Origin of the sequence: Parabacteroides sp. AF48-14 (genome assembly GCF_003477465.1) — a bacterium.
Classification (GTDB): domain Bacteria; phylum Bacteroidota; class Bacteroidia; order Bacteroidales; family Tannerellaceae; genus Parabacteroides; species Parabacteroides acidifaciens.
Genome location: NZ_QUDI01000033.1, coordinates 1 through 18,640 on the forward strand (window position 1 = coordinate 1; position 18,640 = coordinate 18,640).

Genomic DNA, 18,640 nt, shown 5'->3' on the forward strand with positions numbered 1-18,640 from the left:
GAAAGCAAATCACAACTTGACAACAGCTGTAACCAAACGTTTCACTGTTGTTTTCAGTATGTCAAAGATAATAGATTGAAAGCAAATCACAACCGGTCTGTGTCATAACTACTTCGTTTGCTTGTTGTTTTCAGTATGTCAAAGATAATAGATTGAAAGCAAATCACAACATTATCAGAAAGAGCCGTCTTACCTTTTAGTTGTTTTCAGTATGCCAAAGATAATAGATTGAAAGCAAACCACACAACAAACAGAAAAACATCACTCAAACACAATCCTAAACCTCGTCAGTCCGTCCGCATACGTTCGGAGGGAGAAGGTGCAGTTGTGTTTTTGGAGGACTTCGCGGATGAAGATAAGACCAATGCCTTGGCCGCCACGTTTGGTCGAAAAGAAGGGGCTGAACAACTTCGCTTCCGTCGCTTTGTCGATGCCTTTACCGGTGTCGGCGATTTCTAAGCAGACGGGATTATGCGACGTACGGATGTAGATATGACCGTCGTGGTCGATCGATTCGGCGGCGTTCTTGATGATGTTGACAAGCACTTGCTCGAAAAGCGAATTGTCCAAGTCGACAATCGGCGAAACAGGCGACAAATCCATGACAATACGGATATCACGGTTCTGACAGATCGTCTCCATAAAGCGCTTGCAGGAGAAAACAACCGCGTTCAACGGCTGCCTCTTGGTCTGTGGCTCGGGGATGCGCACAACGTCGGCAAAGTTGGTGATGAAATGGCTCATGCTGTAGCAACGTTCGATCGAGACACGCAGCACCTCGCAGATGTCTTCCGTGTCTTGCATCTCGCTAAAGGTGGACTCGAGCGTGTCGAGAGTCGAAGTGATGCCCGCCGTCGTGTTGTTCACCTCGTGCGCGATCATCCGGATCACCTTCTCGTAGGCTTTCTTCTCGGCCTTGAAGACTTCCTGCGTCAAGATCTCGACCAGGTAGAAGGAATGGTGGAAGCCGCGGTCTACAAACGATGAATGCGTACATTTATATATGTTGGCATCGTTCAGGCGGACGGTCTGCGAATCGTACAGCGGAATCCGCTCCAACTCTGACGCGAGCGGAGAGTCGATTTCCGACAACCGGCACCCGGCGAGATCGGACAACGCGGAAACACCGAACATCTTGCGGGCTGCCGGGTTGGCGGAGAGAAGCTCCTTGTCCAGGTTGAGCATGATCACGCCCATCGGAGAGGCGTTGATCAGCAGGTCGAGGAAGTGGTTCTGCTCGCGGAGGTGCAGGCGCTCGTTTTTCAGCTGTTCCATCATCTTATTGAAGATGTCGACGATGCGGTCCGCCTCTGTCTGCCCGACACGACTCAGACGGGAACTGAAGTCCTGCTCTTTCAGCAGCTCCATACCGTTACCGATGATATGGAGGGGTTTGATGATGCGGCTGTAGAAAACAGCCAAATAGATAATCGTCAGCACGACAACGCCTTCCACAATGAAAAACATCTTGGACGAATCGGAATAGAAGGCATGCCAAGTGAGTATCGCCAGCACTGAGAGCAGCAACACGGTCAAGATCCAGAACAGTCCTTTTATCCTCATGCGCTTTCGGGATTATTTGTCAATGGGTATATCATACTTTTCGAGACGCCGGTAGAGGGCGGCACGACTGATACCGAGGGCGGTCGCAACGTGCGAGAGGTTGCCGGCATGCGTCCGGAGAGCTTGAAGAATGGTCTGCTTTTCCAGCTCATCGAGCGTCAGCCCTTCGAGCGACGGCGCGGAGGGTGTCGCCTGCAGCGAGGGCGCGTGCAGGCATTGGCTCTCGAAATCGGAGACTTCGAGGACGGCTTTGCCGGACACTAATATCGTGCGCTCGACCAGGTTTTTCAGCTCGCGGATATTTCCCGGATAGGGTTGTTTCTGCAGGAACGTCAATGCTTCGGACGAGAAGCGGACGGCGGGCAAGCCGTTCATCTCGGACTGCTTGTCGGCAAAATAGCGGGCCAGCAGCGGAATGTCGTCTTTACGCTCGCGCAGGGCAGGCAGGTGAATAGTGATCAGGTTGATGCGGTAGAACAGGTCTTCGCGGAAGGCACGCTGGGCAACCATCTCGCGCAGGTTACAGTTCGTAGCGCTGACTACCCGGATATCGACTTTGCGGGGGCGGCTGTCGCCCAATACTTCAAACGTCTGGTCTTGCAGAACACGCAGGAGCTTCACCTGGCAAGATAATTCGAGGTCACCGATCTCGTCGAGGAAGATCGTTCCTTTATTGGCCATCTCGAAACGTCCGGTGCGGTCAATATAGGCATCCGTAAAGGCACCTTTCTTGTGGCCGAACATCTCGCTCTCGAAAAGGCTCTGCGACAGGCCGCCGAGGTTGACTTTCACGAAGGGTTCTTTCGCACGGGGGCTGTTGGCATGGATCGCTTCGGCAATCAGCTCCTTTCCGGTCCCGCTCTCTCCCGTGATCAGGACGGAGGCGGTTGTCGGGGCGATGCGCGAAACAGTCCCCAACACTTCCATCAGCGGGGCGCTCTGGCCGATTATCTTGTCGAAATGGAATTTATTGTCGGCATCCAGGCGGTTCAGGGGCGTTTCCTGCTCCTTCTTCTGCTCGCTCAGCTCGAGCGCCGTCCGGATGGATTTCAGTAAAACGAGGTTGTTCCAAGGTTTGGTCACAAAATCGAAGGCGCCGGCCTGCATCCCTTGCACGGCAAGCGAGATGGAGCCCCATGCCGTCATCAGGATCACAGGGACGTCGGGCCGAAAGATTTTCACCTGCTTCAATAGTTGTATGCCTTCCTCACCGGTGGTAGTCAACGTAAAGTTCATATCCATCAGGATAAGCTGCGGAGCTGTCTGACGCACGACAGCCAAGGCTTCCTCCGGACCCGGAACGGCTTCCGGCTCGAATCCGGCCCGTTTCAACAGGAAGGTCAGCGAAGAACGAACGGCAGAATCATCGTCTACTATTAGGATCATTGTTGTTTATATTATGTTTGTATTACCGGACGCAGATTTCGCAGACGACGCAGAAGAACGCAGATCATTTATTGTTTTAAAAGGGAATAAATAAATCTGCGTTCCTCTGCGTAATCTGCGCCCGTTTGCGTCCGGTAAATATTTGCAAATTTACTGAATTAAATCGATTACCGCCGTACGATCTCTTCGAAATCGGCATCGAGGTTGCGGTCATTGATGAAATCGTAGAGGGTAACGCTACGGATATTATAGTAATAATTCCAATAGTCGTAGAGTTCCTGGATGTGCTTTTGCTTGGCTTCATCCTTGGACTGCTGCGCGTCGTTCAGGTCCAGAATGTTAATCTTGCCGATCATGAATGTTTCGATGGAGGTCTTATACCGTTTCTCGGCGATCGCATCGGCTTCCTGGGCAATCTCCAACTGGGCTGCCTGGTTGTTGAAATTCTCGACCAGCAGGAAGATGTCCTGGTTGAAACTGATCTCTTCCTGACGTATCTTGGAAAGAGTCACATCGCGGTTGGACTCGGCGACCTTCACTTTCCCCCGGCGTTTGCCCCAGTCGAGGATCGGGATCGTCATGCCGACTTCGACCACCTGGTTTCCTTTTAGGCGGTTGTAGGCGGCATCGAACGTATGGTCTTTCCCGGTATATCCGATGGAGGCGAACAGGTTGATGCTGCGGCGGTTTCCTTTTGCGGTGGCGACGGCATAGTCGGCTTCCAACTGGCGGCGACGTATATTTTTGGCAAACGAATTATTTTCCTGCGCTTTCTGTAACACTGCCTGATAGACCATCCGGAGCGAGGGAGCCGATTCGGGAAGGATCGGTTCGATCACTTCCTGCTCGCTCAAGCCCAAGAAGGCACGGAGCTGAAACATATTGGCGTTGAGATTGGACTGGGCTTCCGTCAGCTTCCCTTTCATTTGCAGGGCCGACAGCTTCAACTGCATCAGCTCGCTTTCGGAGATGTGCCCGATCTTGCGCTTGGCGATGGCTATCTCGTAGAGCTTGTCGGCGTTCTCGAGGTTCTGGCGGGCGATCTGCAGGTTCTCATCGGCCAGCAACAGATTGAAGAAGTAGCCGATCGCGTTGAGCGTGACAATCTCCACGCTCTCGATATAGGCGGCTTTCGCCTCCTGGTAGCGGACAGGCTCAATGCGGCGTTTCCATTTCTGGTCGTTCACGCCGAATATCGGCTGCGTCAGGGTCAGCCCGACAGGCACGCTCATATATTCGTTGAAGGCGCCATGGCCTAACTGGCGGTTGAAATCGAGAGAAGAGTTGAGCGATATCTTACCGCCGGTCAACGCGATATTCTGGTCGATCGAAATCTCGCCGTTCAGCCCGAGCGCGTTGTTCTGCACAAAGGTGTACGAACCGTCGGACTGCTGGTATTTGGAATATTGCTTACTGTAAGAAGGCAATGTCCCCTTGAAGTTAATTTCCGGCAACTGGTCAGCGACGTGCGTACGGTATTCCCAATAGGCCGTCTTCAGTTCGTTGAGGGCAACCGCCGCATCGACTGACTGCAGCTGCGCCAGGTTGATCGCCTCTTTCAGGGTCAGCCTGATCGTATCTTGTTCCTGCGCCTGCAGCCCGATGCCCGGCAACAGGAAATAAAGAATGGCTATATAGATCTTTTTCATCGTAATAAATGTTTTGCCATTCTTCTGGCAAAAGCTATGCCAAAAAGATATACAACTGATTATCTGCATTGTATAATAAATATCAGTGTCCGAAAATGAACACTGTGTCCGTTTTTGAAGTATTATTCATATCTTTGCGACAATCTCTCAAAAACAATAAATAAGATGAAAAACAGCGGCTTCACTTTTCGTAAACGACTGGCCAGTTTCCGGTACGCTTTTAATGGTATCCGTTTATTGATACAAAAAGAACAGAACGCATGGATACACTGTTTTGCTGCTATTTGTGTAGTTATAGCAGGCTTTTTCTTCGGTTTATCCGAAGCTGAATGGATAGCTGTTATCATCGTTATTGGAGCCGTATTGTCGGCAGAAGCAGTCAATTCCGCCATAGAATCGCTTGCCGATTTGGTCTCGCCCGAATACAACGAGGCCATAAAAAACACCAAAGACCTCGCAGCCGGAGCTGTTTTAATTATAGCGATAGCTGCCGCAATAGTCGGATTTATTATTTTTCTCCCTAAACTCGGTGTTTTACCGGCTATTTAAAATAATAATCCGTTATTTCATTGTTTTACAATTCTCTTTGTTTATATTTGTGCCATTATTAACAAAATATTAAAACAGGAGATTATGGCACGCACAGTAAATTATCCGAAAAGGGCAGAAAAAATCAAAGAAATGATCGATGATTTAGTAAATGAAATGGGACATTCTTCACGCTCGAGAATGATGAGAAAAGACAAAATCAAACTCATCGATATCGACTTTGAAAATGTTGACGTCGTAACATTGATGCAGGTACAGGCTCGTATCAGCCGCATCATTCTTGAAAAAAGCAAATAAAAAAGAACAAGAACATATCTATAAATGAGACGAATTATCACCCTGGTTTTCGTGTTATTCGTTTGTTTATCGGGGAGAGCGCAAGAGGTTGAAATAAGCGGAAGTCGCAAGGCTGTCCGTACATCCGGTGATGTGCTGGCATTCGTAACGCCGGCGGCAAGCTTGGCCACCGTATTGGTGTTGCAGGATTGGCAAGGATTGAAGCAAGGCGCTTTGGCAGGAGTTTCTACTATAGGTATGACGTATGCCCTGAAATATCTGATCAAGAAAGAGCGCCCGGACGGCAGCGACAACCATTCGTTTCCTTCGATGCACACTTCGGTATCGTTTACGGGGGCAGCGTTTATCCAGCGGCGTTATGGCTGGAAATGGGGTATTCCCGCTTATGCGGTCGCTTCGTATGTAGGCTGGAGCAGGACGTATGCTAAAAAGCATGATTGGTGGGATGTGGTGGCGGGAGCCGCTCTCGGAGCAGGAAGCGCCTATATCTTCACCCGCCCGTTTGCTGAAAAGCACAATTTATCTATCAGCCCGGTAGCAAGCGATAAACATTTCGGAATATATGCTTCCATGACTTTCTAAAAGAAACAAGCCCGGTCCTGCAATCACTGCAGCGCCGGGCTTTTAAACAAAAACAAATAGTGTTTATTAAAAAGCTATTCATAGTGCAGGGCTTCTGCCGGCGCCATCTTCGCAGCCTTATCGGCCGGAAGCCAGATTGCAGCCACAATGGCCACAGCCAGCACAACCCAGGTTAAACAGTTGGTCAGGATAAAACGCAGGACTGTCCGGTCCGGAAGATAGGTCACCGACGAACTATTGCCGCCTCCTAACGTATCGATCAGCCCGAGATACACGAACTGCATCTCGACCAGCACAGCCGGGATCATCATCACCGTCAGGAGGCAGATACCTTCCCACAACAGCATCTTGCGTATATCGGCACGCGTCGACCCCATCGCCATGCGCAGGCCGATCTCTTCGCGCCTCACTCGGATACGATACCAGAACGTCCCCATCACGCAAAGCATGATATTTATCAGGAAAAAGAGCGTCATGGCGGTTCGGATGCGGACACTGCTCGTCATTCCGAAACTGAACTCCGTATCTTTATTGATCCGGTTATAAGATTTCACCCCTTTCAGGTAGAAATTGCCGATACGCAGTTCCCGGCTCATCGCATTCTTGAAATCTTGCAGGAAACGGGCATCCGGCACGGATTCGCGGGCGCGGACGGCGATCTCCATTCTGTCTTTTATGTTATCGGCATTGATCCGCTCGGCCCGGTAGAAAGTCAGCTGGGGACGTTCGTAATCGAAACGCTTCGTATCTCCGATCACGCCCTTCACGATGTAATTATAGGAATCCGGCTGACGCGGGCTTTCCAATATCTCCCCGACGGCATTACCATCCGGGAAGAAGGTCTCGGCCGACAAGCCGCCAAGCACGATCGCTTTCGGGTCCGACCAGTCGAAGTCGGCTACAGAAACCGGTTTGCCATCCCGTGTCGTATAGCGGAAGACCTTCAGGAAGTCCGTCTGCGGATCAAACGTGAGAACCTGCCCGCTTCCCTCGCGCGTCGTATCCCGGCGGCTACGGAGCCAATTACCGGAATAACTTCCACCACCCGGCGTGCTCCAGGTCGTCAGGACGGCAACTTCCTCGACATCCTTATAATCACGGATGCGGTCGAGCAGGCGGTAATAGTTGTTTTCAAGGGCGGTCGAGTCGCTTTCACCCGGTTGATACTCCGGATGTTCCGGCGGGAAAAGCGCCACGTTCACCTGCCAGGTGTTGTTCAGATCGCGGTTGGAAGGCAAGCTCTTGTTATATTCCAGGACAAAGAAATAATCCACAATGTACCAAAGCAGGCAAAACACCAGCAACAACTCCACTCCGATCCAGAGGTTGGCCCGTCTACGGTTCCATAACTGTTTTAATATATGTTTCAACATAAGGCTACTATTTTGCGTTCAACGAATAAATGATCTGACGGTGTGAAGCTCTCCAAGCAGGTATCAGCGCAGAAAGCAGGTTCAGCACGAAGCACACGAAGAGGGCGATGCCGAACACCTGAAAGTTCATCAGCATCCCCGGCGTAAAGACCACATCGGCTCCTTCCGGCAATACGTCGACAAAGGTCGCATCAAGCTGCAAGATCCAGTCGCGGCTCAAATAGATCAGCAAATAGGAAAACAGCAGCCCGAACAGCCCTCCCAAAAAGGTGAAGAGGAAGTTTTCCGAGATGATCTGCCCCATCAGCGTCCCGGTCGGAGCACCGAAAGCCCGCCTGACGCCCATCTCGGCCAACCGCCGCTCCATACGCGAGTCGGTCATCCCCGAGAGGCTGACGGACGGCACCAGCAGCAGAATCAAGACGATCAGCCCGTATTGAAGGAGCAGACTTCCGAAATCCGGAGCGCTGTTGCTCCAATAGCGGAAAGTAGACTGCCAATAATAGTCCGGTTGTCCCAAAGCAGTGAACGTACCGCCTTTCAGCGATTTCCCATAGCGTTCCACCCGCTCTTCAGCCTCCTGCTTCAAAGCTTTCAGGTTCGTGCCACGTGAAGCCAGTATGTAGGCGTTGAATTTACCCAATACTCCGGTATTGTTCCAGCTATCGTTCGGCTTATAATCATCGGCCACCGTGTAGGGGAACCAGATCTGTGCATAGGTCTTCTCCGTCACTAACGAAGCGTCCTGCACAATGCCGCATACACGGTATTGCCTGAAGTTAACCGAGATATACTTGCCCGTGGCCTCCTCATCACCAAAAAGCCGGTGCGCCAGGCTCCGGGCGATGACAGCTGTCCGGATAGCCGACTGCTGATCTGCCTCGGTGAAAGCTTTCCCTTCGAGGAAGCGGAAAGGAAACACCCGCCAGAAGTCCGTATTCACAAACTTCACCGTCACCGGCAACTGCACAGGATCACCTTCAGGCTGTACCAGGAACTCGTCGTCTTCTCTTGCCATCAATGCGATTGCCTCCACGCCTTTCAGCGACCCAAAGCAGGCGTCGATCATCCCCTCAGAAAGCGAGCTGCTGGACTGCCCGCCTCCTTCACTATTAAACGTCCCGCTCTTGGCGACCAGAATCCGGTCGCGGTTCGTCTCCGGATAGATATTCGCTACCCTCATATAGAAGACAATCGACAGCACCATCACCATCGACACGGACAGCCCCGTCCCGACAACATAAATCAGGCTGAAGAGACGTTCTTGCCGGATCAGGTTCCAGGCTTGTTTGAGATAGATTTTCAACATATTGTTTGATATTAGATATTTATATGATAGTGTGTCAAAAGTCCTATTTATTACTCATAGTGCAACGCCTCCGCCGGTTCCAGCCGTGACGCCTTACGCGAAGGATACCAGGTGGCAAGGAAAATAACGAACGCCAGAACGCTCCATGTCAGCAAGCTGACTGTAAGGAAACGTCCCACGCCAGCCGCCATGACCGTTGTCGAAAGCACGTCCATCCAAACCAGATTCAGGCAGACCAGCAACGCCGGCAGCGCCGCCAACGTCAGCAACAACAGCCCTTCCCCAACCATCAGCCCTTGAATGCCCGAACGGGAAGAACCGACAGCCATACGCAAGCCCAACTCGCTACGTCGGCGGCGCACCCGGAACCAGAATGTCCCGATCACCGCCAGGAAAACATTCACCAGAAAGAATGCACCCAGAGCCGAGAACAACTTCCGGCTGCCCGTCTCCGGCGAGTTTGCCAGATAATCGGCACGGACCTTCTGATAACTTCTAATGTCCGACACCCAGAGGTTGCCCGCCATCAGCTGCCGCTTCATCTCCCGGAGGAACTTCCCGGCATAATCCGCCGAAGCGATGCCCGGACGGGTGCGGAAGGTTATTTGCACATTCGTCAAATCCTCTTCCCCCATTCCTCGCTCACTCGCCAGCTCGGGCAAACTGAAAAGGCCGAAAGCAACATGCCGGTGACCGATGCTATACTCATCATTACGCACAGGTTCCGTCACCGCCACAATATGCCTGGGGACCGAATCGCCACCGGAATACAACTCCGACCCGATCACATCCGTACGGCCGAACAGCGTCTCGGCTATGCCGGCTGAAATCACGATATCCGTCGTGTTCTTCATGCCCGGCAACTTTGCGCCCAGCTCTTCCGGCGAACCGCCCGATATCGAACCGATGCCGAACACCCGGAAATAGTCGGGCGAAACCAGCATATAACGGATATTAAGCCGTGTGGAATCGCGCCAGACCCCGTTCCCGATATTGGAGTGCGTATAAGGCAACGAATAGTAGGACAACCCGACCACCTCCACATCGGGATGCTGGCGGATGCGTTCCACGATACGCTCGAGGTTACGCATCGGTTCTTCGCTTCCTTCCTCATACTCGATGAACGAAGGATTGTCCGACGAACGGAGCGAAACGACCGCCTGATACACATTGTCGAGCTTATACCCCACCGGACGGTGCATCAATACACCCTGCATCAGGAAATAGTCAGTCATGAACCACAGCACCACGAACACCACCAAGAGCTCCGCCAACACCCACGTGTTGCTCCGGAACTGCGACCAGATCAATTTCAATATATGTTTTATCATAATCGTCCGATTTTAAGCATTTAGTGCCTCTGTTATATTCACCTTCACCGCCCGCCAGGCAGGAACCATCGAAGAAAGCAGGTTCAAGACCAGACAGACCACAAAGGCATAGAGAAAAACTTCCCAGTTGAGCAACATCCCCGCCGAGAGGAAAATCGACCCGCCCGTCCCCATCTGCATCGCAAAGACGCCGGACGACAGCAGGAGATTTCGAAACAGGAACACCAGCACGTACGAGAACAGCAGCCCCGCCACTCCGCCGGGCAGCATCAACAGCATATTCTCCACGAAGATCTGCGACATCAACGTCCCACGCGGTGCGCCGAACGCCTTGCGGACACCGATCTCCGGTATACGGTCTTGCATATGCGACGTGTTTAGCCCCGACAAGTTCAATGCCGGAACGAGGAGGAAAAGCAGCAGGACGATCGACAGCGTCATATAGGTCTGTTTCACATCCATCCGGAGCAAGCTGCCGACCATCTGGTCTACATAAGAGACAGGATCGTTGCAAGTCACCTGCCTTCCGTCAAGGTCGTGTTATAACGTTTCACCTCCTGCGCCAATTCGTCTTTAAGGAGACCTATGTCGTCCGCATCGCGCAGCAGGATATTCGCAACCAAGATATGAGCCGACCCTTCCTTCTCATCCGCCATCTTATTCATAATGACAGCCATCGAAGTATAGGGGATCCACACATCTGCACACACATCAGAAGCAACGCCGGACACATCCGCCACGACTCCGCTCACAATATATTTCACATCATTGATCAGCACCGTCTGCCCTGTCACCTCCGTTTTCCGGAACAGCTTCCGGCTCAGCGACTCCGTAAGCACGGCACGCGGCAGACCGGACTGGAAATCGGCCTCCGTAAATGGTTTCCCCTCCTCAAACGTAAAGGCATAAACTCTCCAAAACTGGTCGTTGCATCCCATGAGGCTGACTTTCGGCGCCTCATCGTGCCCCGGCGCCTGCATGAAGACATCGCCCACCGTGAAAGGCATCATCTGCGTCATAGTCGCGACAGCGACAGCTTCAGGTGTCTTCAGGTTATACATAACCTCTTTTGCGAAGCGGGGACCGACACAGCTGTTGAGGTGACCTTTATCGTCATTCATGTTGAAGGAAACATTCGTCACGTAGCACATCCGGTCACGGTTCACCTCCGGGGCGATATTGGCTGTCCGGATATGGTAGACCACCGCCATCACCATGACCATCGAGATCGCCAGTCCCGTCCCGATGATATATACGGCGCTGAAGAAGCGATTCTGCTTCATCAACTGCCAGGCTTGTCTGAGATATTGTTTATACATATTACGAATTATAAGTTACATCACTTGCCGTCCGTCGAAGAAGCGCACTGTGCGTGAGGTTTGCTTGGCCTGCTCGTCGTTATGGGTTACCATGACGATGGTGCGGCCGTCTTCCTTGTTCAGTTTGTGGAGCAGTTCCATGACTTCGGCTCCCATCTTGGAGTCCAGGTTACCGGTCGGCTCATCGGCGAGGATGATGTCGGGGTTGCCGACAATGGCACGGGCGATGGCGACACGCTGACATTGACCACCGGAGAGCTGCGTCGGGAAATGGCGCATACGGTGCGAAAGGCCGACCTTTTCGAGCACGGCTTCGGCAGCGGCACGGCGTTCCTTGGCACTGACCTTGCGGTAGAGCAACGGAAGCTCGACGTTATCGAGTACGTTCAGCGAGTTGATCAGGTGGAAGGACTGGAAAACGAAGCCGAGCTTCTGGTTACGAAATGTCGCCAGCTGCTTGTCGTTCATGTTGACGGTGTTAGTGCCGGCGATCTCGACAGATCCGGAAGTCGGGGAATCCAGCAGGCCGATGATGTTCAGCAGTGTCGATTTACCACAACCGGAGGGGCCCATGATACTGAGAAACTCTCCTTTATTGACTGTCAGGTTCACATTTTCCAAAGCTACCGTCTCGATCTCTTTCGTCCGGTAGATCTTCTCAAGATTTGTAAGTGTAATCATAATCGTTATTGTTTGTTGGGCGGGGTAAGCCGACCGTTGTTATTATATCCTGTGTTTAACCGGAATCGTTCACCCGGTATATCCTCCGATAGGCAAATTGCGTGCCAAAGAAGTAAGTTGTTATTAATCAATTATTTTCAAAACAAGACAGTGTCCGATATTGAACACATTGTCCGTTTTTGTGTTATTCATCGTGCAACGTGTCTGCCGGCTGCATCCGCATGGCGCGGAAGGCGGGGAAGCCCATGCCGATGACGACCATTAAGCCGATCATCATGAGCGTCAGTCCCATGCCCCACAGGATGCGAGCGGCAGCGGAGAGTTGCATATCCGTCTGCGTCGTCACCTCCATATACGCCAGGTTGGCGAATATGATAGCTGCCGGGACAAACGCGATCCCTAACAGGACGAAACCCTCGGTGAAGAGATGCCGGAAGATATTGCGGCGCGAAGCTCCCATCGCCATACGAAGGCCTATCTCCGAGCTACGCTGCTGGGTGCGGAACCAGAAGGTGCCGATAATCCCTAAGAAGACGTTGAGCAGGAAGAAGAGGATGCAGGAGGCGTACATCCGGATATTATCGACCCAGGAACGGAGGAACTCGTTCCGGTAATAGGTCATCGGAATCACTTCCTTCAGGTAAATATTGCCAAGACGCATCTGTTGCGACATCTCGCGAGTGAAGTCGTCAACGAAGCGGCTGTTGTCCGCCGCAGGCTTCACACGGATAAAGAGGTTCAGTACGTCAGCCACTACAGCACTCGAATTGCGGAAAGCCTCCTCCGTTCCCACCGGCTTATAATAAGCATAGTCATAACTGCTGAAATCAGCGTAGCGCTGCAGCTCGGAAACAGCCCCGATGCGATAGGCCATACTATCGGTACGGCCCTGGTCGGTGATCCATATCTCCTTCCGTTCCGCCTTCCCGGCATCGCCAAAGAAGGTTTCGGCAACGGTTCCCGTCACCACAATCTGGTTGTCACGCAAAGCCTGTTCCAACTTTTCCCATGATTCTCCGTGTGCCGTCTTCACCCGGAAGACGCGAAAATAGGCGGGGTCCACATGGCGCAAATAACCTTGACGGGCCAAGGAGTCGTTCTTGAAGGTGGCGAAAGAGTTACTTCCCCTGTAATGGAAATGGTTGTTGCTGGTGTAGCAGACACTCTCGACCGACGGGTTATGGGCCAGACGATCATAAAGCGTCAGGAAATCGCCCCCGCCGTAATGGCTATGGATGGCGGTCGTATCATAGTCGGCGCTACTCTGCGGAACCGTTGCCAGCCGTACGTGATAGACATGCGAGATATCAAAGCCCAACGGCCTTTCATATTCTTTATAATTGACGTACAACGTATCCACCATATACCAGAGGAAGACGGAGACGACTAACAGTTCCAGAAAGATAAGCACATTACCCTTGCGCTCATTCCAAAGTTGTATAAAGATCATTCTTAACATAAGGCATCAATTGTTTATGGAGTCTATAATATTCACCTGCGACACCCGCCAGGCCGGAATGCCGGCTGACATAAGATTCATCACCAGGCAAAACAGGAAGGCTGCAAGAAAGACATAGCCGTTAAGCATACCGCCCGACAGACCTGCGTCGCCCAGGGATGTGACCAACAGCCAGTCCCGCAGCAGCCAGATGGCAACGTACGAGAAGCAAAGCCCCAGCAACCCGCCTACCAACGTAAAGACCAGGTTCTCGAACAGGACTTGCCCGATGATATTGCCTTTCGACGCACCGAAGGCACGCCTCACACCCAACTCGGCTATCCGCTTGCGCATCCTCGACAGGGTGATGCCGGAAAGGTTAAAGGCCGGTACCAGAAGCAGGATGAAGAGGATGATGCCGTAACGGAGAAAAGCGCCTGCCATATCCGCCTTCCCTTCGTTGCCTCCGTTTAGCCACTCCACAATCTGCGAATTGGGCTGATATCCGATATCAGCTTTACAATCGGAAAGGGTGGAGTTGAATTTTGCAATACGGCTCTGCACTTCCCGGCGAAGTTCTTCCTCCGTAACACCTTCTTTCAGTAGGACACAGCAGTTGAAATGTCCGTTGATGCCTTCAGACCAATACGCATTGTACTCCATACCTGCCGTATAGGGAATCCACATCTCCGCCCATGCCGTGTTAGCAAAGCGGGAGACATCTTTCACCACTCCGCAGACGCGGAAAACATTGAAGTTAAGTTTCATCTCCTTCCCCACCGCCTGTTCGCTGCCAAAAAGAGCGCGGGCGACATGCTCGCTCAGGACTACCGTACGGATGCCACTGTCGAAATCAGCTTCCGTGAATGGCTTACCTTCGATAAAGTCGAACGAGAAGAGCTTCCAGAAAGCAGGATCGGTCTGGATCACTTTGCCGTTGCTGCTCTTCAAACCGTCCATGCTGAGTGCGGATTGGTTATTCCAGCGGTCCCGTATAATGGCGGTCGTCACTTTTGCACATTCCAGGGGATAATAACATTCACGTATAAGCGGTAGGCCTATGCTTCCGAAGGAAAGCCGCCGTCCGTCGTCTTTGCCTACTGACATGGCAACGGAAAGATAATACGTCCTGTCCCGGTTCACCTCGGGACGGAAGCCGGCAGTCTTTGCTATATACAAGATCACGATCACCATAACCATGCAGATCGCCAAAGCTGTCCCAATAATGGAGATCACGCTCAGGAGCTTATTTTCCCCGAGTAGCCGGAGGGCTTGTTTGAGATATTGTTTTATCATATTACAGTGTTTTTGCAGTGTTTATTCATAGTGCAACGCCTCCGCCGGCGCCAGCCGGACCGCCTTGCGGACGGGGAACCAGATGCCGATGCAGATCATGGCGGCCATCAGCAGGTAAGTCAAGCCAAAGGTCACGAGGAAGCGCATTGCGGTGAGTGGCTGGCGATACGTATCGAGCCGGTCCATATACACCATATTGAAGGCGAAGATGATGATCAGCGGCAAGGTCAGCGCCAACAGGCAAAGGCCTTCGGTGTACATATAGCGCTGGAGCGTGATGCGGTGGGCACCCAGCGCCATGCGGAGACCGATCTCGCCCTTGCGGTTCTGCATCCGGAGCCAGAAAGTACCGATGATACCGAAGAAGACATTCACTAACATAAAAGCCATCAGTGACATCTTGTTGCTTGCCTCCCGTTCGTAATATTCGAGGTGGCCTTCACGAAAGTAAGAGATGGGGGTGACACCGTAGACGTAGAGGTTGTTCACCGTCAGCCGGTCGCCCATGCCGTCGAGGAAGCGGTTCATCTCGTCCTGCGTGTAAGCCCGTTTCATGCGGACGCAGAACTCGGCCCGTTCGGCTCCGAAACCACTTACAACCGAGTTGAAGATTTCTCCTTCGAGACATTGGTAAAAGCTGGCTTCCGGACGTTCGTATTCGTTCGACCGGATGGAAGTGGAGACAGCGGCGATCTCGGAAGTCTGTTCGTTCTCGCTATGGTAGACGCGGCGGCCGACGATGTTGGGGGCTCCGTGATAGAAACCTTCTGCCATCTCCGGCGTGATCACGATAGCGTTGTGGCGGCCCTTAATTTTGTCGTAGACCTGCCCACCGTCGTTCGTTTGGATACGGAAAAGGCGGAAATACTCAGGCGTAACGTTGCGCATCTGAAATGACTCCATCGTCTTGGCATAGAGGGTATCGCCATCCACCGGCTTGACGGGACGCCAGGAGTTACCGTTCGAATAGGGACAGGAGTAGAAGGTGACGCAGACATCCTCGACCTCGGGGTTCTGGCGGATCTGGTTCATCAGTTGTGTAAGATCTTCGGGATCGGACGAATGGTAAAGCGAATCGACGACATAACCCGGTGCCTTTGCATTCAGTTTGCCTAACTTGAAACGCCAGACGTTCTCGATGTCGAAACCTAATGGTGCATGATAGGTGCGGTTGTCCACCCAGAAAGTATCCACCATCACCCAAAGGACGCCAGCGACAATCAGCAGTTCCGCAAATATCCAGCCGTTCGTGCGACGCTGGTTCCACATTATTTTCAGTATATGTTTGATCATGGGGTCATGAATTATGAATTATGAATTATCGTTGTCTTTTAGGGCATCCACAATCTGTTCCCGGGCTATGCGGATCGCCGGCAGACCGGCACTCAGCAGGTTGAGCAACAGAGTGAAAAAGAGGGCAGCGGCAAAGAGGGCGGGTTTGAACAGCATCTCGAACGTAATCACCATCTCTCTGGACAGCAAGAACGACTTGCAAAGATGAAGGAGCACGACGGAGAGGATGATCCCGATGATCCCTCCTATCATCGTCGTAATCAGGTTTTCACACAATACCTGTGTCAGCAGACGCCCTTTCGTCGCCCCGAAAGCTTTGCGAAGCCCCATCTCGGAACGGCGTTTCTGGACAGACGACTGGATGACACCCGTCAGGTTCAACGTCGGTACCAGCAGGAGGAAGAGCAGTAAGGGCACCTTCTGGGTCAAGTATTCCAGCCAGCCGACTTGTATGCCTCCGTTCATGTCGTTCGAGCCCAACGCCACATCCACACGGGAGAAAACGTAGTTGATTCCCAGCACAAAGTCACGTCCGCCAGCATTATAGCGGGCGACCGCCTGCTTGATCTCCGCACGGATAGCATCGAAGTCACCGGAGCTATGCGCCAGGATCACAGCCTGGAAGTTGCCACAAACACCTCCGCACGACTGGTTATTCACGTAATTGGTATTACTGGTATAAGGCACCCAGACATCGGAATAAGCACTACCTGCCGCCCGCGAAGGCTCTTTCACCACGCCTGTAACCGTATAAGAAACATATCCCATCTCGATCTCCTTCCCGACAGGTTCCTCTGAGCCGAACAGTTTGCGGGCCAGCGTATTCGTGATCACGGCACGGGGCAGGCCCGAACTGAAATCAGCCTCCGTAAAGGGCTTGCCGGCGAGGAAGTGGAAGTCGAAGACTTTCCAGAATCCGGGATCGGTATAGCAGATCACATACTCTTCGAACAACCGCCGGTTCGGCAGGGAAACGATCGACCTGTCCTTTGCCATAGCAGTCACAGACTCGGGTGTCTGAAGGGGATAAAGACATTCCTTCACTACACCGTCCGACATGGCTGTGGAGTTACGGTTGTTCGGATCGGTTTGAGAATCGGCCCGTATGCCGAGGATATAGAGCATCCTGTCACGGTTCGACTCCGCCGGAAACCGACCAGCCTGATTTGGAACTGAAGCACAACCACCAGTATCATTGCGATAGAGAGGGCCGTTCCTAAAATCGAGATCACGCTGGTAAGGCGGTTCTCCTTCAGCATCTGAAGGGCTTGTTTGAGATATTGTTTGAACATGTTCGTCGTGTTTTATTCGTAATGTAATGATTCTGCCGGATCCATCTTCGCGATCTTCTGTGCCGGGAACCAGATGCCAACCCAGATCATGCCGGCCAACAGCAGGCAGGTTCCGCCAAAGGTAACCAGGAAACGCCACAAGGAATAAGGCTGACGATAAGTATCCGGCATATCGAAGTAGAGCATATTGACAATAAAGATCAGGACCAATGGCACGGTGAAGGACAGCAGACAGAGACCTTCCACATTCATAAACTGCTTCAGTTTGCTCCGGGAAGCTCCAAGAGCGGCACGCAGACCAAGTTCGCCCCGACGGTATTGCGTGCGGAGCCAGAAGGTTCCGACGATGCCGAAGAAGACGTTGACCAGCATGAAACCGATGAGAACGGACTTCTTCGTCAGGTTGTCCGTACGGGGTTTCAGGAAAGAGGTCCGCATTTCCTGCAGTGACTTTACGCTGGAGACATAGAGGTTATTCACGGTCAGGCGGTCGCTCATCTGTTGCAAAAAAGCCTCCATATCTTCCGCACGGAAACCGTCTTTCATCCGGATGAAGCATTCCATGTTCTGGGCCTGTGCCCAGTCAGCGGCATCAATGACATCCTTGTCGCTGCGCCACAGGAGATAGAAGCAAGGTTCGCTCTTATCATATTCTGTCCGCCGGATCGGAGTGGAAACGGCAGCTACAGTTATCGATTCATTGGAAGTACTGCCCACTTTCACTTGCCTGCCGGCACCTGCCTGTCCGTTCCAAAAGTCTTTCTCCATATCAGCAGTAATAACAAGCTCACCCGTATGCTGCTCTACAATCGGACGCAAGGGATGTCCCTCCTGGTCCGTAAACCGAAAGACATCATAATAGGAAGGCTGCACCGTTAAACGCTGGAATGTATTGGCCTTTTGCGTCGTATCAGCCTCCGCCTGGATCAGAGAACTCCAAGAAGTATTCCAGGAATAAGGACAGGCAGCATAAGCAAGACTGGCCTCTTCCACCTTGGGGTTCTGACGCAGGTTATCAACCAGACGTATCAAATCTTCCCCGTCGGATGTCTGGTGGAGTTCGTCCGGAACGTAACCGGGAACATCCGGGCTTATCTTCCCGAGGTTTACCTTATATACATTTGTGATATCGAAACCTAACGGAGCTTTGTAGGTACTAACATCCACAAACAGGGAATCCATCATAACCCAAAAAATGGCTACGACCAACAGCAACTCCATAAAGATCCAGACATTGCTTCTGCGCTGGTTCCATATTATTTTCAGTATATGCTTAATCATT

16 protein-coding genes and 1 pseudogene are annotated in these 18,640 nt (G+C 52.2%); 3 read left to right on the top strand and 14 right to left on the bottom strand.

The window, feature by feature from the left end; all coding sequences use genetic code 11:
- Positions 1-261: 261 nt before the first annotated feature.
- The 3 genes from DW083_RS15195 to DW083_RS15205 form a co-directional block, all read right to left on the bottom strand.
- Entirely contained in the window at positions 262-1,563 is a 1,302-nt protein-coding gene (locus tag DW083_RS15195) for a PAS domain-containing sensor histidine kinase (protein ID WP_115498166.1), read from the bottom strand.
- A gap of 12 nt (positions 1,564-1,575) precedes the next feature.
- Complete coding sequence (locus tag DW083_RS15200) at positions 1,576-2,949, bottom strand: sigma-54 dependent transcriptional regulator (RefSeq protein ID WP_122332951.1); 1,374 nt, start codon at positions 2,947-2,949, stop codon at positions 1,576-1,578.
- Between the two features lie 167 nt (positions 2,950-3,116).
- Positions 3,117-4,598: a TolC family protein gene (locus DW083_RS15205; protein WP_115498164.1), complete on the bottom strand. Its 1,482-nt coding sequence runs from the start codon at positions 4,596-4,598 to the stop codon at positions 3,117-3,119.
- A 165-nt stretch (positions 4,599-4,763) separates the two neighbouring features.
- Here DW083_RS15205 and DW083_RS15210 point away from each other — a divergent pair, with 165 nt between their 5' ends.
- The 3 genes from DW083_RS15210 to DW083_RS15220 all read left to right on the top strand — a co-directional run bounded on the left by DW083_RS15210 (position 4,764) and on the right by DW083_RS15220 (position 6,026).
- Complete coding sequence (locus DW083_RS15210) at positions 4,764-5,147, top strand: diacylglycerol kinase family protein (protein WP_115498163.1); 384 nt, start codon at positions 4,764-4,766, stop codon at positions 5,145-5,147.
- Between the two features lie 84 nt (positions 5,148-5,231).
- A complete protein-coding gene (locus DW083_RS15215; protein ID WP_122332952.1) occupies positions 5,232-5,444 on the top strand; it encodes a hypothetical protein in 213 nt (70 codons plus the stop codon).
- Between the two features lie 24 nt (positions 5,445-5,468).
- Positions 5,469-6,026, top strand: a complete 558-nt coding sequence (locus tag DW083_RS15220) for a phosphatase PAP2 family protein (protein WP_122332953.1) — start codon at positions 5,469-5,471, stop codon at positions 6,024-6,026.
- 74 nt (positions 6,027-6,100) lie between these two features.
- On the opposite strand, the gene DW083_RS15225 is transcribed toward DW083_RS15220, so the two are convergent.
- From DW083_RS15225 to DW083_RS15270, 11 genes and pseudogenes are all read right to left on the bottom strand, one after another.
- Positions 6,101-7,399 (bottom strand): ABC transporter permease, encoded by a 1,299-nt coding sequence (locus DW083_RS15225; RefSeq protein ID WP_115498160.1) that lies wholly within the window; start codon positions 7,397-7,399, stop codon positions 6,101-6,103.
- A 7-nt stretch (positions 7,400-7,406) separates the two neighbouring features.
- Positions 7,407-8,708, bottom strand: a complete 1,302-nt coding sequence (locus DW083_RS15230) for an ABC transporter permease (protein WP_122332954.1) — start codon at positions 8,706-8,708, stop codon at positions 7,407-7,409.
- 50 nt (positions 8,709-8,758) lie between these two features.
- Positions 8,759-10,039, bottom strand: coding sequence for an FtsX-like permease family protein (locus DW083_RS15235; RefSeq protein ID WP_122332955.1), 1,281 nt, complete (start codon positions 10,037-10,039; stop codon positions 8,759-8,761).
- A gap of 12 nt (positions 10,040-10,051) precedes the next feature.
- On the bottom strand, positions 10,052-10,558 hold the full coding sequence (locus DW083_RS22985; protein ID WP_233552230.1) for an ABC transporter permease: 507 nt from the start codon (positions 10,556-10,558) through the stop codon (positions 10,052-10,054).
- The gene (locus tag DW083_RS22990; protein WP_233552231.1) at positions 10,555-11,358 is read right to left on the bottom strand and encodes an ABC transporter permease; all 804 of its coding nucleotides are present in this window, start codon (positions 11,356-11,358) and stop codon (positions 10,555-10,557) included. The genes DW083_RS22985 and DW083_RS22990 overlap by 4 nt, the downstream gene beginning before the upstream one ends.
- Before the next feature lie 15 nt (positions 11,359-11,373).
- A complete protein-coding gene (locus tag DW083_RS15245; protein ID WP_122332956.1) occupies positions 11,374-12,039 on the bottom strand; it encodes an ABC transporter ATP-binding protein in 666 nt (221 codons plus the stop codon).
- 184 nt (positions 12,040-12,223) lie between these two features.
- On the bottom strand, positions 12,224-13,498 hold the full coding sequence (locus DW083_RS15250; RefSeq protein WP_122332957.1) for an ABC transporter permease: 1,275 nt from the start codon (positions 13,496-13,498) through the stop codon (positions 12,224-12,226).
- A gap of 6 nt (positions 13,499-13,504) precedes the next feature.
- Complete coding sequence (locus DW083_RS15255; RefSeq protein ID WP_122332958.1) at positions 13,505-14,773, bottom strand: ABC transporter permease; 1,269 nt, start codon at positions 14,771-14,773, stop codon at positions 13,505-13,507.
- Positions 14,774-14,794: 21 nt separating this feature from the next.
- Complete coding sequence (locus DW083_RS15260) at positions 14,795-16,066, bottom strand: FtsX-like permease family protein (protein WP_115498153.1); 1,272 nt, start codon at positions 16,064-16,066, stop codon at positions 14,795-14,797.
- An 18-nt stretch (positions 16,067-16,084) separates the two neighbouring features.
- A pseudogene (locus DW083_RS15265) lies at positions 16,085-17,358 on the bottom strand (ABC transporter permease).
- Between the two features lie 12 nt (positions 17,359-17,370).
- Entirely contained in the window at positions 17,371-18,639 is a 1,269-nt protein-coding gene (locus DW083_RS15270) for an ABC transporter permease (RefSeq protein ID WP_122332959.1), read from the bottom strand.
- Position 18,640: the final 1 nt, after the last annotated feature.